The sequence below is a fragment of the Sphaerisporangium corydalis genome (assembly GCF_025506355.1).
Taxonomy (GTDB): Bacteria; Actinomycetota; Actinomycetes; order Streptosporangiales; family Streptosporangiaceae; genus Sphaerisporangium; species Sphaerisporangium corydalis.
This window is the reverse complement of record NZ_JANZYP010000015.1, coordinates 51,202-66,627: the sequence shown is the minus strand read 5'-3', so window position 1 is coordinate 66,627 and position 15,426 is coordinate 51,202. Positions and strand designations below refer to the sequence as shown.

11 protein-coding genes are annotated in these 15,426 nt (G+C 70.2%); 7 read left to right on the top strand and 4 right to left on the bottom strand.

The window, feature by feature from the left end:
• Positions 1–2 precede the first annotated feature (2 nt).
• The 3 genes from NYZ98_RS13375 to NYZ98_RS13365 form a co-directional block, all read right to left on the bottom strand.
• Entirely contained in the window at positions 3–1,535 is a 1,533-nt protein-coding gene (locus NYZ98_RS13375) for an acyl-CoA carboxylase subunit beta (RefSeq protein WP_262843120.1), read from the bottom strand.
• Positions 1,536–1,669: 134 nt separating this feature from the next.
• Positions 1,670–3,418, bottom strand: coding sequence for a serine/threonine-protein kinase (locus NYZ98_RS13370; protein WP_262843057.1), 1,749 nt, complete (start codon positions 3,416–3,418; stop codon positions 1,670–1,672).
• 102 nt (positions 3,419–3,520) lie between these two features.
• Positions 3,521–4,879, bottom strand: a complete 1,359-nt coding sequence (locus NYZ98_RS13365; RefSeq protein ID WP_262843056.1) for an FAD-binding oxidoreductase — start codon at positions 4,877–4,879, stop codon at positions 3,521–3,523.
• Between the two features lie 346 nt (positions 4,880–5,225).
• Between NYZ98_RS13365 and NYZ98_RS13360 the strand changes: the two genes are divergently transcribed.
• The gene (locus NYZ98_RS13360; RefSeq protein ID WP_262843055.1) at positions 5,226–7,997 is read left to right on the top strand and encodes an immune inhibitor A; all 2,772 of its coding nucleotides are present in this window, start codon (positions 5,226–5,228) and stop codon (positions 7,995–7,997) included.
• A gap of 222 nt (positions 7,998–8,219) precedes the next feature.
• Positions 8,220–9,158 carry a diacylglycerol/lipid kinase family protein gene (locus NYZ98_RS13355; RefSeq protein ID WP_262843054.1) on the top strand — a complete coding sequence of 313 codons (939 nt, stop codon included), beginning with the start codon at positions 8,220–8,222 and terminating at the stop codon, positions 9,156–9,158.
• A 98-nt stretch (positions 9,159–9,256) separates the two neighbouring features.
• On the opposite strand, the gene NYZ98_RS13350 is transcribed toward NYZ98_RS13355, so the two are convergent.
• Positions 9,257–10,480 carry a MalY/PatB family protein gene (locus tag NYZ98_RS13350; protein WP_262843053.1) on the bottom strand — a complete coding sequence of 408 codons (1,224 nt, stop codon included), beginning with the start codon at positions 10,478–10,480 and terminating at the stop codon, positions 9,257–9,259.
• A 267-nt stretch (positions 10,481–10,747) separates the two neighbouring features.
• On the opposite strand from NYZ98_RS13350, the gene NYZ98_RS13345 reads away from it, so the two are divergent.
• The 5 genes from NYZ98_RS13345 (at position 10,748) to NYZ98_RS13325 (ending at position 15,407) form a co-directional block, all read left to right on the top strand.
• Positions 10,748–11,269 carry a MaoC family dehydratase gene (locus tag NYZ98_RS13345; RefSeq protein WP_262843052.1) on the top strand — a complete coding sequence of 174 codons (522 nt, stop codon included), beginning with the start codon at positions 10,748–10,750 and terminating at the stop codon, positions 11,267–11,269.
• A gap of 13 nt (positions 11,270–11,282) precedes the next feature.
• Positions 11,283–12,440 (top strand): acyl-CoA dehydrogenase family protein, encoded by a 1,158-nt coding sequence (locus tag NYZ98_RS13340; protein ID WP_262843051.1) that lies wholly within the window; start codon positions 11,283–11,285, stop codon positions 12,438–12,440.
• Positions 12,437–12,889: an HIT family protein gene (locus NYZ98_RS13335; RefSeq protein ID WP_262843050.1), complete on the top strand. Its 453-nt coding sequence runs from the start codon at positions 12,437–12,439 to the stop codon at positions 12,887–12,889. Before NYZ98_RS13340 ends, NYZ98_RS13335 begins: the two co-directional genes overlap by 4 nt.
• A 665-nt stretch (positions 12,890–13,554) precedes the next feature.
• On the top strand, positions 13,555–14,877 hold the full coding sequence (locus NYZ98_RS13330) for a helix-turn-helix domain-containing protein (protein ID WP_262843049.1): 1,323 nt from the start codon (positions 13,555–13,557) through the stop codon (positions 14,875–14,877).
• Positions 14,877–15,407 (top strand): GNAT family N-acetyltransferase, encoded by a 531-nt coding sequence (locus NYZ98_RS13325; protein WP_262843048.1) that lies wholly within the window; start codon positions 14,877–14,879, stop codon positions 15,405–15,407. Before NYZ98_RS13330 ends, NYZ98_RS13325 begins: the two co-directional genes overlap by 1 nt.
• Positions 15,408–15,426: the final 19 nt, after the last annotated feature.

Below are 15,426 nucleotides of genomic sequence, written 5' to 3'. Positions count from 1 at the left end.
GCTCACATCCGGAAGACGCCGAAACCGGCGGGGGCGGGGGCGGGGACCTCTCCGATGGCGGACAGGCAGAGGCCGAGGACGGTCCGGGTGTCGCGCGGGTCGATCACCCCGTCGTCGTACAGCCGCCCCGACAGGAAGAACGGCAGCGACTCGGACTCGATCTGCGCCTCCACGAGCTGCCGCATGGCGGCGTCGGCCTCCTCGTCGTACACCTGCCCGCGCGCCTCGGCGGAGGCGCGCCCGACGATCGACAGCACCCCGGCGAGCTGCGCGGGGCCCATGACCGCCGACTTGGCGCTCGGCCAGGAGAACAGGAAGCGCGGGTCGTACGCCCGCCCGCACATGCCGTAGTTCCCCGCGCCGTAGGAGGCGCCCATGACGACGGTGAGGTGCGGCACGGTGGAGTTGGACACCGCGTTGATCATCATGGCGCCGTGCTTGATGATGCCGCCCTGCTCGTAGTCCTTGCCGACCATGTAGCCGGTGGTGTTCTGCAGGAAGACCAGGGGCGTGCCGGCCCGGCCGGCGAGCTGGATGAACTGCGCCGCCTTCTGCGCCTCCTCGCTGAACAGCACCCCGCGCGCGTTGGCCAGGATCCCGATCGGGTGCCCGTGGAGGGTGGCCCACCCGGTGACCAGGCTCGGGCCGTACAGCGGCTTGAACTCGTCGAACTCGCTGCCGTCGACGACGCGGGCGATCACCTCGCGCGGGTCGAACGGCACCTTGAGGTCCTCGGGCACGATCCCGAGCAGCTCCTCCTCGTCGTACAGCGGGGGACGCGGCTCCTGCGGGGGCCCGTTGTTCGCGGGCGAATTGAGCCGCCTGACGATGCGGCGGCCGATCCTGAGCGCGTCGTGTTCGTCCTCGGCGAGGTGGTCGGCGAGCCCGGAGGTGCGGGCGTGCATCTCCGCGCCGCCGAGCGACTCGTCGTCGGACTCCTCGCCGGTGGCCATCTTCACCAGGGGCGGCCCGCCGAGGAAGACCTTGGCACGTTCCCTGACCATGACCACGTGGTCGCTCATGCCGGGCACGTAGGCGCCGCCGGCGGTCGAGTTGCCGAACACGATGGCGATGGTCGGGACACCGGCGGCCGACAACCGGCTCAGGTCACGAAATATCCGGCCGCCGGGGATGAAGATCTCCTTCTGCGTCGGCAGGTCCGCGCCCCCCGACTCGACCAGGTTGATCAGCGGCAGCCGGTTCTCCAGCGCGATGTCGCTCGCGCGCAGCGTCTTGCGGAGCGTCCACGGGTTCGATGAGCCGCCCCGCACCGTCGGGTCGCTGGCGATGATCACGCACTGGACGCCCTCGACCACCCCGATCCCGGTGATCACGCTGGCGCCGACGGGGAAGTCGGTGCCCCAGGCGGCCAGCGGCGACAGCTCCAGGAACGGCGAGTCGGGGTCGACCAGCAGCTCGACACGCTCGCGGGCGAGCAGCTTGCCGCGCCGGTGGTGGCGCTCCACGTACTTCGGGCCGCCGCCCGCCACCGCCTTGGCCTGCTCGGCGCCGAGCTCACCGAGCTTGGCGAGCATCGCGGCCCGCCGCGCCTGGAAGTCGGCGCCCGCGCTGTCGAGCCGGCTGTCGATCACGCTTCACTCCCGGGATGCCATTTGCCGTGGCCCAGAACGTAGTACATCGAGCCGCGCGTACCCACGGTGGCCCGGTCCTACCCGCAGTGGGACCAGCCGCTCTTCCACGCGGCCGTGCCGTACCCGCCGCCCCAGATCACGCACACCTTCTTGGCGGTGAGCCGGAGCGGCCCCGCGTACTCGGTGTAGTTCCCGCCATCGTTCGCGGTCGCGCCGCCCTTGACCTGCAGCACCGCCGTCATCCTGATCTTCTGCGGGACCACGTACTTCGACAGGGTGACCACGCAGTTCTTGGCGGCGGAGGCGTTGTACAGCAGGTAGACGGTGGCGCCGCCGAGCGCGTGGGAGTCCAGCGCCTTGTACCCCGCGCCGCACAGCCTGGCCGCCGTGTTCGGGTTGACCTTGGGCGTCGGGGTGGGCTTTGGCGTGGGCTTCTTGGTCGGGCTGGGCGTGGGGGTCGGCTTGGCGGGCGCCGAGGGCGTCGGGGTGGGCGTCGCCTTGGGCGTGGGCTTCGGGGTCGGGGTGGGCGTCGGGGTACGCGCCGGGCGCGTGGAGGTGGTCCGCCGCGCGGGGGACTGGCGCAGCGTGCCCGTCCCCGGGCGCGTGGCCCGCGGGGTCCGGTGCCGCGGCGGCGTCACGGTGCCGGCCGTGGCGTCCACCGACGGCGGGGTGCTGCTCCCCGGCTGCCGGGCGTTCGCGGCCTGACCGGACGGGGTGCCGGCCGGGTTCATCGCCTGGGCCAGGACGACGGTGCCCGCGGTCAGCAGGGCGGCGGTGACCGCGGCCACGACCGATATCGCGACCGTCCGCTCCCGGAGCGCCTTGCGCCGCCCGCGCGGCCTGCCGCCGGGCCGGTTCCCGCTCCCAGAGCCGTTCCCCTGGCCAGAACCAGGGCCGTTCCCCTGGCCAGAGCCAGAGCCAGAGCCAGAGCCAGAGCCAGGGCCGTCGCCGGGCCCAGGCCCGATCCCGGGACCGCCCCCGGCCACACCCGCGCCGAACGCGGCGCCAGGGACACGGCCGCCGGGCCGGCCCATCAGGTGGGCCACCACGTCCTCGGCGGAGGGGCGCCGGGCCGGGTCCTTCGACAGGCAGGCGGCGACGACCTCGCCCAGCGACCCGTCCAGCGCGCTCAGGTCGGGTTCCTCGTTGAGGATGCGGTTGATCACCGCGGGGATGGAGTCCGAGCCGAAGGCCGGCCGGCCCGTGGCGGCGAAGACCATCGTGACGCCCCAGGCGAACACGTCCACCGCAGAGGTCACCGGAGCGCCCCTGAGCTGCTCGGGGGCCAGGTAGGAAGGGGTGCCGAGGGTGTCGCCCGTGAGGGTGGCGCCCGGGGTGTCCAGTGCCCGCGCGATGCCGAAGTCGATGACGACCGGCCCCTCGGGGCCCATGAGCACGTTGGCGGGCTTGAGGTCGCGGTGCAGGATGCCCGCGGCGTGGATCGCGGTCAGCGCGGTCGCGGTGCTGATCGCGAGGCGGTCCAGCGCGGCGCCCCGGCGGGGGCCCTCCCGCTCGACGAGCTGGCGCAGCGACGGCCCGGGGACGTACTCGCTGACGATGTAGGGGACGTTGCCGGCCAGGTCGGCGTGCAGCACCGAGGCGGTGCAGAAGCGCGCGACCCGCTGCGCGACCGACACCTCCCCCAGGAACCGGGCGCGCGCCTCGGGGTCGCCGGACAGCCGGGCGTGCAGGAGCTTGATCGCCACCTGCTCGCCGGTGGTGGTCCGGCCCAGGTAGACGACGCCCTGGCCGCCGTCGCCCAGGCGTGCGAGGATCTCGAACGCGCCGAGCCGGCGCGGATCCTCGTCAGTGAGCGCCTGTGCCACCCTGACCCCCGATAACCCACTTATCACTACTTATGGTCAAGAACGCTACCAGGGCGAATGGTGGGACCGGGGAGACTCCGATCGCCTCGCCTGACCCGGGGATCAGATGGCCTTGCCGGGATTGAGGATGCCGAGCGGGTCGAAGACCGCCTTGATCCCCTGCTGTACCTCGGTGACCACCGGTCCGCTCTCCAGGCCGAGCCAGCGCCGCTTGAGCAGGCCCACCCCGTGCTCGCCGGTCAGCGTCCCGCCGAGGCGCAGCGCGGCGCGGAAGACCTCGTCGGCCGCCGCCCACACCTGCGGCGGCGGCTCGGGCAGCGCCCGGTCGAAGATGAAGACCGGGTGCAGGTTGCCGTCCCCCGCGTGCGCGACCGTGCAGATCAGGGTGTCGTGCCGGGCCGCGGCCTCCTCGATGATCGAGATCATCTCCGGCAGCACCGAGCGGGGGACGCAGACGTCCTCCACCAGGCACGCGCCCAGCCGTTCCTTGGCGTTGTAGGCCAGCCGGCGCACGCCGATCAGCTCCTCGGCCTCCTCGGGGGAGGAGGACACCGCGACGAAGCCCGCGCCGTTCGCCTCGCACAGCCGCGCCATCTGCGCGGCGCCGCCCGGCCGGTCCTCCTCCGACTGCGCGATGAGCATGGCCTGCACCCCGGGTTCCAGGCCGATGTTCTTCCAGTCGTCGATCGCCTTCAGCGTGTTGCGGTCCATCAGCTCCAGCAGGGAGGGACGGCATCCGGCGGCGACGATCGCGGCCACCGCGTCCCCGGCCGCGCGCAGCGACGGGAACTCCGCGGCGATGGTGACCGGCGGCAGGTCGGGTGCCCGGCGCAGCCGCAGGGTGGCCGAGGTGATCACGCCGAGGGTGCCCTCGGAGCCGACGAAGAGCCCGGTCAGGTCGTACCCGGTCACGCCCTTCATCGTGCGGCCGCCGGTGTTGAGTGTCCGCCCGTCGGCCAGCACGACCTCCAGGCCGAGCACGGAGTCGCGGGTGACCCCGTACTTCACGCAACGCAGGCCGCCCGCGTTGGTGGCCAGGTTCCCGCCGATCGTGGAGATCTCGTACGACGAGGGGTCGGGGGCGTACATCAGGCCGTGCGCCCTGGCGGCGCGGTCCAGGTCGGCGGTGATCACCCCGGGCTCGGCGACGGCGATCTCGTCGGCGGGGGACAGCTCGCGGATCTCGGTCATCCGCGCCAGCGAGAGCATGACGCAGCCCTCGACCGCCGTCGCGCCGCCCGCCAGGCCGGTGCCCGCCCCACGAGGGACCACCGGCACGCGGTGCTCGGTGGCCCAGCGCATCGTGGTGATCACGTCGTCGCGGCTACGTGCGGTGACGACGCAGAGGGGCGTCCCCGGCTGGAGGAAGGTCTGGTCGCGGGCGTAGGAGGCGGCCACGTCCGGATCGGTCAGCACCCGTCCGGCCGGGAGGGCGGCGGCGAGGTCAGCAACGGCGGTCACGCATGCGACTGTACGTTCTGTCCAGCAAGTTGCCGACTTGCTGAATCCACGGGCAAGCTGCCGAAACGGTCCAGGCGCCGATCTTCCCGCCGGACCAGCCACGATGATCGTCAAGGCCCGGATCGCCGTGCTCGCCGGACTTCCAAGGATGACAATTTCGCAACATCCTTGGTCGGCTTTACTTTTGCTTTACTCCATCCTCTAACGTCCGCTTTGCCGATTCTGGGGCGTTCCATGGTGTGCGCACCAGAACTCCACGGCTGGCGCGTTCATCCCGGCGTGCCTTGGACGTCGCCCGGAGACCCCGGGTGGAGCCCGGACAACCCGGGCGGAGGAGGAATCCCTGTTGTCACGCAGAGTCAGGCGTCTCGCCGCGATGCTGCCAGTGGTGGGGCTGGCGGCGGCGGGCCTCGCGGTCACAGGTACCGCGGCATCGGGGGACACCTCGGTGGCCAGGTACCAGCCCCAGGCGAGTGATTACTACATCAACTACGCACCCCCGAGGGTTCAGAGCGAATCCACGCCGAAGTCCGGGGAGAAGGTGGACACCGGGGCGGCCAAGAGGCGCGGCTCCACGCCCACCGCGGAGGAGATCGACCACAAGTTCGCCGAGGGCAACCCGGTCGCGGCCCGTGAGCTGGCCAAGCACGAGCGCACCGCCGTCCGCACCGGCAAGAACCCCTTCGAGTTCCTGTACAAGAAGGCCAAGACCACCCAGAAGGCCAAGCTGCTCACGCTGCTGGTCGAGTTCAACGACACCGCCAACGACGACTTCTCCGGGTTCAGCCACCCGAAGAGCATCGACGACGCGGACGACTGCATCACCGAGCCGCCCGGCACCAAGATCAACGGGCCGCTGCACAACAAGATCGCGAACCCCGCCCTGGCCGCCGGCGGCGGCAAGGACAACAACTCCATGTGGGTGGCGGACTTCAACAACGCCTTCTACAACGACATGCTCTACAGCAGCAAGGGCATCACCAAGCGGGTCCGCACGGACCTGAAGGACCCTCGCGACGGCAAGCCGGGCATCGACATCGCCGGCTACACCATGAAGAACATGTACGAGGAGATGTCCAAGGGCGCCTACACCGTCTCCGGTGAGGCGATCGGCTGGATCAAGGTGCCGCACTCCGAGGCCTGGTACGGGGCGGGCGCCTGCCACGCCGCCGTGCAGGACACCTCAGGCCACCCCGACAACCCGCGCGGCGCGGGCCAGCTCGGCATCGACGCCGTGAACACCCTGGCGCAGAGCAACCCGAACTTCCCCTGGGCCGACTACGACCTCGAGGACACCGGCGACGCCGACGGCGACGGCAACTACAACGAGCCCGACGGCGTCGTGGACCACCTGGTGCTCGTCCACGCGGGCGAGGACAAGTCCGGCGGCGGCGGCGCCCAGGGCACCTTCGCCATCTGGGCGCACTCCAGCGCGATCGCGGGCGGCTACACCGTCCCCGGTACCAGCGTGAAGATCTCGAACTACATCGTGCAGCCGGAGAACTCGGGCGTCGGCGTGTTCGCCCACGAGTACGGCCACGACCTCGGCCTGCCCGACCTGTACGACGCCACCGGCGCCGGGGACAGCGACGTGGAGTTCTGGGACCTCATGTCCACCGGCTCGCACTCCGGGCCGATCTTCCAGTCGATGCCGATCCACATGGGCCTGTGGGACAAGTGGGTGCTCGGCTGGGCGAACCCGAAGGTGGTCAACCCCGGTGACGGCACCAAGCTGCTGACCCTGGGCCAGGCCTCGCGGACGCCCAAGCTGACCGAGGACGGCGTCCGGGTGAACCTGCCCGACAAGGACGTCACCCTCACCACCCCGCACAGCGGTGCCAACGTGTGGTGGTCGAGCAACGACCAGGACTGGGCCGACGTCAAGCTGACCCGCGACATCGCGGTCCCGGCCGGCGCCGACAGCAAGTTCTGGCTGTGGAACGACTACACCATCGAAGAGGACTGGGACTACGGCTTCATCGAGGTCTCGACCGACGGCGGCACCACCTGGACCGAGCAGAAGATCTACGGTGAGGACGGCGCGCTCGTCTCCACCGGGGACGACTACCTCGACCCGAACAAGCGGATGCAGGACTACGGCAACAAGAAGTACGGCCTGACCGGCGACTCCGGCGGCTGGCAGCACTTCTACGCCGACCTCGCCCCGTTCGCCGGCCAGAACATCAAGCTGCGCCTGCGGTACGCCACCGACGCCGCCGCCGAGGAGCGTGGCTGGTTCGCCGACGACTTCTCGGTCACCAGCGGCGGCACCACCGTGTGGAGCGACGACGTCGAGTCGGGCGCGGCGGGCTGGACCCCCGGGACCGGCACGTTCACCGACACGCGCGGCGCCGGGTTCGTCACCTTCGGCGGGTCGCTGAAGAGCGCCCAGTACTACCTGTCCGAATGGCGCAACCTGGACGGCTTCGACAAGGGCCTGAGCTACACCTACGACACCACCTGGAGCCACGACGGCGCCTGGAAGGTGGAGAAGGTCCCCTACAACGCTCCCGGCCTGCTCGTCTGGCTGCGCGACGCCTCGCTCGGCTACAACAACGCGGCGTCCAACATCTGGTCGCTCCCCTCGCCCGGTTCCAAGGGCCAGCTCCTGCTCGTGGACTCCCACTTCGACCCGCTGCGCCGCACCGGCGAGGCGGCCGCGGTGGACCCGAGCGTGCTGAAGAACATCCCCTCCCGCCCGCAGGCGTCCAACGTGGCGTTCGGGTTCGACAAGACGCGCTCGTTCAAGGAGTGCATCGAGGGCGCGCCCTTCACGCAGTACTGCACCCAGTTCGGGGGCCAGGCCGGGGTGAAGACCTTCACCGACGCCAAGACCTGGTACCCGGGCTTCGAGAACCGCGAGGACGGGCTCTACTACCGGTTCCGCGACGCCTCGGTGGTCGTCCCCTCCAAGGGCAACCAGCAGTACTCGTCCAGGATCGTCAACCCCGACGGCTCGCCCGCGACCGACCTGTACGGCGAGACGCTGAACGGCTTCACCCTCGGCTCCGGCAACCCCGGTGACGAGGGCAAGCAGCTCGGCGTGCAGATCAAGCTGCTGGCACCCCTTCCGGGCAACCTGGGCGTGATCGTCCAGGTGACCCCGCCGAAGAAGTGACATCAGTCCAGAACGGCCGGAACTGACCGGCGGTAGCTGACAGAGCGGGACGGGTGGCGGCCAGGCCGTACCCGTCCCGCTCGCGTTCCCGCGCCGCCCGCGGCCAGGCGATACCCGTCCCGCTCGCGTACCCGTACCGCCTACGGCCAGGCGGTATCGGTCCCGCTCGCGTACCGGCACTGCATAGCATGTGATCCGGACCATCTACTGGACGGGTGATCGGTGAGCGAGCTGCGGAGCAAGGCGGAACACACCAAGGCGATCCGCGATCTGCGCAGAGTGGTCCTGGTGGTCAACACCCGGTCCCGGCGGGGCCGCCACCGCTACTTCGAGGCCCTCCGCCTGCTCCAGGCCGGCGGCTTCCGCCCCATCCGGACCTACGCCGTCATGGACCCCTCCCGCCTGCCCGAGATCATCAAGGAGGCGCTGGAGCTCCAGCCGGACCTGCTGGTGGTCGGCGGCGGCGACGGCACCCTGAGCGAGGCCGTCAAGCACGTGGCCCACCGCGACGTGGCCCTCGGCGTGCTGCCGCTCGGCACCACCAACAACTTCGCCCGCAGCCTCGGCCTCCCGCTCGACCTGGCGCTCGCGGTCAAGGTGTTCAGCCGGGGCAAGGTCGCCGACATCGACCTCGGCATGGCCGGCGACCGCCCGTTCGCCAACCTGGCCAGCTTCGGGGTGTCGGTCGAGGTGGCCGGCACCGTGCGGCCGTGGCTCAAGCGGGCGCTCGGCCGGGCCGCCTACCCGCTGACCGCGCTGACGATCCTGCCCAAGCACACCCCGTTCCGCGCGTTCATCACGGTCGACGGGCGGCGCCACGAACTGCTGACCCACCAGCTCAACATCGCCAACGGCCGCTACCACGGCGGGTGGCAGATCGCGCGCGACATCAGCATCGACAACCGCCGCCTGGTGGCCTACCAGCTCGGCTCGGGCAAGCGGCTGCGGCTGCTCGGCGAGACCCTGGTGCGGGCCACGAGCGGGCGCTGGCGCAGCCTGGCGGGCGGCCCGTTCGTGACCGGCAGCGAGATGCTGCTGGAGACCGAGCCCCCGATGGCCGCCGACGTGGACGGCGAGGTCCACCTCACCACCCCGCTGACGATCCGCTCGGTCCCCAACGGCCTGCGGGTCATGGTCCCCCCGGGCTTCATCGACACCTGACCGCCCCGCCGGGAGCGCTCAGAGCGCGTCCAGGGTCGCTGCGCGGAGCCCGTCCAGGATCGCCGCGGGGGGACCCAGGGTCGTCGCGCCGGGGGCTCTCAGAGTGCGTCCAGGGCCCCCGCGCCGCTCGCGCGCGGCCGGCCGGTGAGCGACGCGGCCATCTGGCGCACGGCCTGGGTCACCCGGTCGGCGCCGGTGGCGAAGTTGAACCGCGCGAACCCGCACCCGGTCGGCCCGAACCTCGGGCCGGGGAACAGCGCCACCCCGCCGCGCCGCAGGAACCACCCGGCGGGGTCGTCCCCGATCCCGAGGACGCGGAAGTCCAGCCACGCCAGGTACGTCGCCTGGGGCGGCTGGTAGCCGACCACGGGCAGGTGCTCGGCCAGCAGGTCGCCCAGCAGCGCGCGGTTGGCGGTGAGCCCCGCCATCAGATCGGCCAGCCAGGGCTCCCCGGCGGTGAACGCCACCTGCGAGGCGATCACCCCGAACAGCCCGGCGCTCTCGCTGATCTCCATCGACAGCCCGGCGAGGTCGCCGTGCGCCTCGGCGCCCGGCACCGCCAGCGCCGCTTTCAGCCCGGCGAGGTTCCACGCCTTGGACGCCGAGGCGAGCGTGATCGAGCGGGCCGCCGCAGGGGCGTCCAGCGACTCGAACGGCACGTGCCGCGCGCCGTCGAACACCAGCGGGGCGTGGATCTCGTCCGCCACGACCCGCACCCCGTACCGGCCGGCCAGCTCGGCGACGGCCAGCAGCTCGTCCTCCCCGAACACCAGGCCCGTCGGGTTGTGCGGGTTGCACAGCAGGTACGCGGCGGCCCCGGCGGCGAAGTCCCGCTCCAGGGCATCGAGGTCGAGCCGGTAGCCGTCGGGGGTGAGCGCGAGCGGGCTGTGGACCGGCTCGCGGCCGATGCGGGGCAGCCAGTAGAAGTACGGCGGGTAGGCGGGGGTGTTGACCACCACCCGGTCGCCCGGGCCGGTCACCAGCCGCAGGACCTCGACGATGCCGCCCATCACGTCGGGCACCAGCCGCATCCCCGCCGGGTCGGGCCGCCGGCCGAACCGCCGCTCGGCGAACCCGGCGTAGGCCTCGGGCAGCCCTCCCGCGACGGCGTACCCGGTGTCGCCCCGGACGACGGCCTCGACCAGCGCCGCGGCGATCGGCTCGGCGAGCGGGGTGTCCATCTCGGCGACCCACATCGGCAGCACGTCCGGCGGGTACTCCCGCCACTTGACGCTGTGCCGCTCCTGGAGCTCCTTGAGGCTGTACGCCGACAGGGGGCCGGCGTGGCCGTCATCGGGGACGTGGGCGCTGGTCTGGGTCAAGGCGGTCCTTCGCTTCCGGGGCGCGGCGGGTGGTCGGCCCGCGCCGCCCGCTCCACTCGTCGATTACGTCATAGCACATCATTTCCGGCACACGAGTGGTCGAACCGACCCGGCCCGAACCAGGTGATGAGAGACCGCCGGAGGCCCGGGCCACCGGCCGACGCCCGCGCTCAGGTACTTTTTTCCCGGGCACGACCGACCCCGGGTGGGCGTGGCCCCCGGCGGGGGACCATGCTGGAATGTTCCGAGCGTGAGAGGGGTGACGGCGTGACCGTGCACGAGGCCCGCATCGGGCGTTACTACGAGGACTTCACCGTCGGCGACGTGTACCAGCACCCGCTCGGGCGGACGATCAGCGAGACGGACAACACCTGGTTCACCCTGCTGACGATGAACACCAACCAGAACCACTTCAACGCCCACTTCGCCGCCACGGCGCCGGTGGGCCGGATCATCGTCAACTCCGGCCTGTCGGTCGCCATCGTGCTCGGCATCTCGGTCATGGACGTCAGCCAGAACGCGATGATGAACCTCGGCTGGGAGGAGATCAGGCTCACCCACCCGGTGTTCGTCGGCGACACCCTGTACGCCGAGTCGATCGTGCTGGAGCGCCGCGAGTCCCGGTCGCGGCCGTACGCGGGGATCGTCACCTGCCGCACGCGCGGGCTCAACCAGGACGGCGACGAGGTCATGTCGTGGCGCAGGTCCGTCATGGTCTACAAACGGGACGCCCCGCACGACAAGGGCCACTTCCCCGTCGCCAAGACCGGCCCCCTCCAGAGCGAATAGATCGGACGCCCGCATGGATTTCGAGCTGAACGAGGACCAGGACCTGTTCCGGCGTACCCTCCGCGCGTTCGTCGACCAGGAGATCGTCCCGGTCGCCTCCGAATGGGAGCGCGAGGGACGCCACCCCGAGGAGATCATCGAGGGCTTCAGGCGGCTCGGCCTCTTCGGCGTCACCATCCCCGAGGAGTACGGCGGCCTCGACCTGGACCGGGTGTCGTTCGCCCTGGTCTTCGAGGAGATCGCCCGGGGCTGGATGGGCGTGGCCGGCGTGCTCGGCTCCCACTCCCTCGCCTCCTGGATGATCGCCAAGTACGGCACCGACGAGCAGCGGGCGGCGTACCTGCCCGACCTGGCCACCGGCGCCCGCCGCACGGGCATCGCGCTCACCGAACCCGGCGCCGGCACCGACCTGCAGGGCATCCAGACCCGCGCAGTGCGTGAGGGCGACGAGTACGTGATCCACGGCACCAAGACGTGGATCACCAACGCCCGGCACGCCGACCCGCTGCCGGTGCTGGTCAAGACCTCCGCCGCCGAGCCCGCGCACAAGGGCATGTCGGTGCTGCTCGTTGACGCCGACCGGGGCTTCACCGTCAGCCGCGACCTGCCCAAGCTCGGGTACAAGGGCACCGAGACCTGCGAGGTCGTCTTCGACGGCGTCCGGGTGCCCGCCTCCAGCCTGCTCGGGGCGGCCGAGGGGCGCGGCATGCAGCAGGTCCTGTCGGCGCTGGAACTCGGCCGGGTCAACATCGCCGCCCGCGCGGTCGGGGTGTCCCAGTGCGCCTACGAGGCCGCCCTCGGCTACTCCAAGGAGCGGCACGCCTTCGGGCAGCCCATCGCCGAGTTCCAGGCCATCCAGCTCAAGCTCGCCGACATGGCCACCGACATCCAGGCCGCGCGGCTGCTCACGTACTGGGCGGCCTCCCGGTCGGAGGCGGGCGCGGTCACCTCCGAGGCGGCGATGGCCAAGTACTTCGCCTCCGAGGTGGCGCTGCGCGCGACGATGGAGTCCATGCGCATCCACGGCGGGTACGGGTACTCCCAGGAGTACGTGGTCGAGCGCCTCTACCGGGACGCCCCGCTCATGGCGATCGGCGAGGGCACCAACGACGTCCAGCGCATGGTCATCGCCCGCTCCCTCCTCTCCGGCACCGCCAAGGTCGGCTGGTGACCCCGCCCACCGGCGCCCCGAAGACCGGCGGGGACTGCCTGTTCTGCCGCATCGCCGCCGGAGAGCTCCCCGCCCATATCGTGCTCGCCGACGACGTCGCCGTGGCCTTCCTGGACGCCCGCCCGGTCTTCAAGGGCCACGTGCTCGTCATCCCGAGGGAGCACGCCGAGACCCTCGCCGACCTGCCCGCCGATGCGCTCGGGCCGTACTTCGCGCGGGTCCAGGCGGTGTCACGCGCGATGGAGGATGGGCTCGGGGCGGCGGGCAGCTTCGTGGCGATGAACAACCGCATCAGCCAGAGCGTCCCCCACCTGCACACCCACGTCGTCCCACGCAACCGCAAGGACGGCTTGCGCGGCTTCTTCTGGCCCCGCCTCAAGTACGACAACGACCCCGAAGCCACCTCCTACGCCGACAAAATCCGCAAGACCCTCAAAGCCACCCCATAACGTCCCACACGGGGCTTTCACGTCCCTCACCGCCCGGGGAAATGGGCCTCGCTCCGCTCGGGCTGTTTTTCTGGGGCTCCGCCCGACCTCCGTAGCGCGCAGAGGCCTCCCCAACCCGAAAGCCGGCGCCTGCCCGAACGCGACGCGAGGCCGCTTCCCACGCCGAAAGGATCCGCGAGGCCCTCGAAGCCACCCCACAGCGTCCCGTGCGGCTTTCATGCCCTTCACCGGCGGAAATTCGAAGCCACCCCGTAATGTCCCGTGCGGCTTTCATGCCGCTCACCGCCCGGGGAAATGGGCCTCGCTTCGCTCGGACTGTTTTTCTGGGCTCCGCCCGACTTCCGTCGCGCGCGCAGAGGCCTCGCCAACCCGAAAGCCGTCGATTGCCCGAAGGGGCAGGCGTCCTCTGTCACCCGGCGCGGCTCCACGCTCCTGAACCGGCTGCCACCCGCGCGACCAGTGCCCATCAGACTCACGATCGCTCGCATCGCCGACCGGCCTAGAGCGCCGTATCTCGGCAGCTCCTTCATATGAGTGACGATGCGTCATCATCCCGACGCGGAGTGTGGAGTCATGTGTCATGCTGAACTCGATCACGGTGCGATTCCAAGGCCTTCCATTTGGACAACGCCGCCTATCCGAATGCGAGAAACGCAGGAGGTGCTGTGTCCCGCGAGCCCGATCCCGTGGACGCCTCCCTCTCTCCAGGGCATTTGCTCGGTGCCGCACTGCGGCATTGGCGGATGCACCGTGGACTGGCCTTGCCGACGCTCGCGCCCATGGTGCTGACGAGTACCTCCGCGCTGTCCAAGATGGAGCGAGGTGAACGCAAAGCGACCCGCGATGTCGTAGGGCGGCTTGACGAGGTCCTGCGGGCGGATGGCTTCCTGGTGGCCCTTTATGCCGCGAGCATAGGGGGCGAAATCCCCGCGAGCGCAGACACCGCGTTCCAGTGGGATTCTGACGGTATGGATCGTCTGCGTCGCCGGCTTCTCGGCGGCATCGCCACTGTCGGCGCTTCGGCTGCCTTACCGCCCATCGAAGAACTGGAACACCTCCGGTCAGTTGTCGACCGTGCCGTGGGCCGCCCCGGGATCGCGGAGTGGGAGGAGACGGCATGGGAGTACGCGCATGCGGTGTTCTCACCAGCCATCTCCGACGTAATACGTGATCTCTCCGTCGACATACTCGCCATCCAGCACAGCATGACGTCGGTGCCGTCGGCCGAGATCAGTCGGTGGCTTCGTGTCAACGCGCAGGTGACGATGCTGATGGCTTATGCACTCGGCTGCGCGGGGCATTCCCGCGAGTCGCACCATTGGTGGGGATCGGCACAGCGTGCCGCTGAACAAACCGGCGATCACGACTTGCTCGCGCTGATGTACGCCCGAGAAGCGGTTCAAGCACTCCACGAGCGACGTCCGCTCCCGCTGGTACTGTCCCGAACCACCCGCGCATTGGACCTCACTCAAGGCCGTGCGTGCGTCGCAACCGGCTCGGCTCTGGGCGCCCGCGCTCATGTGTATGCGCTCATGGGGCATGCGGCCGACGCCTACGCTGACCTCGATGAGCAAGCGCGCATCTTCCAGCGGCTCCCCGAAAGGATCACATCTGACAGGCTGTTGGTAGAGGGATGGCCTGAAACCCGTGTCCTGTACTCGCGGTCGCTGGTGTACACGCTCACAGGGCATTCCGATGTCGACGCCGCCCAGCGGCAGGCGATGGACGCTTACCCTTCCGAGACGAGCAGGCAGCGCACGCAGGTCGAGCTGCACTGCGCCTATTCCGAGGTGCAACGCGGGCATATCGACTCGGGCCTGACACATGCCCGGACCGTGCTCGACCGGATGCCGCCCGATCACATCAACAGTTTCATGCTGCACAATGCCGCAGCCATCGCCACGGCGGTTCCCGCAATGGAGTCGACCCGGCCCACTGTGATCGAATACCGCAAGCTGTTCGCGTTGCCGGGAGCCGGGAGGACCTGATGAGTATCACCTACGCCCATCACGACGGCCATCACGCGACCGAGGAACTCGACGACGAGTATGTCGATGTCTACCTGGACATCCGCGCAGAGCCGCCGTACAATTCCGGCCCGCTCTACCAACGCGACCGGTTCCTCGATCGAAGCCGCAAGCAGATGGAAAATGAAGGGTTCGACCTGGTGGTAGCTAGGTCCGGCGGCACTCTGGCCGGATTCGCCTTCGGGTTTCGTGTCCCGGCAGGCCGCTGGTGGGGAGGAGGACCGGGGCCTTCCGAGGAACTCGTCAATGTCGACAAATTCGCGGTTGTCGAGCTCAACCTCCGCCGAGAGTATCGAGGCCACGGTTACGGCAGGCGACTCCTGGACGAGCTACTGGCCGGTCGGCCTGAGAAGTGGGCCATCCTCCTGTCGCTACCTGCCGCACCTGCTCACGCCATGTATGAACATCTGGGATGGAGCGTCGTGGGGACCATGCAACCCTTCCCCGACGCGGAAATAGCCGACGTGATGGCTGTTGAATTACGCAGATAGCTACAAAGCAGGATTTATT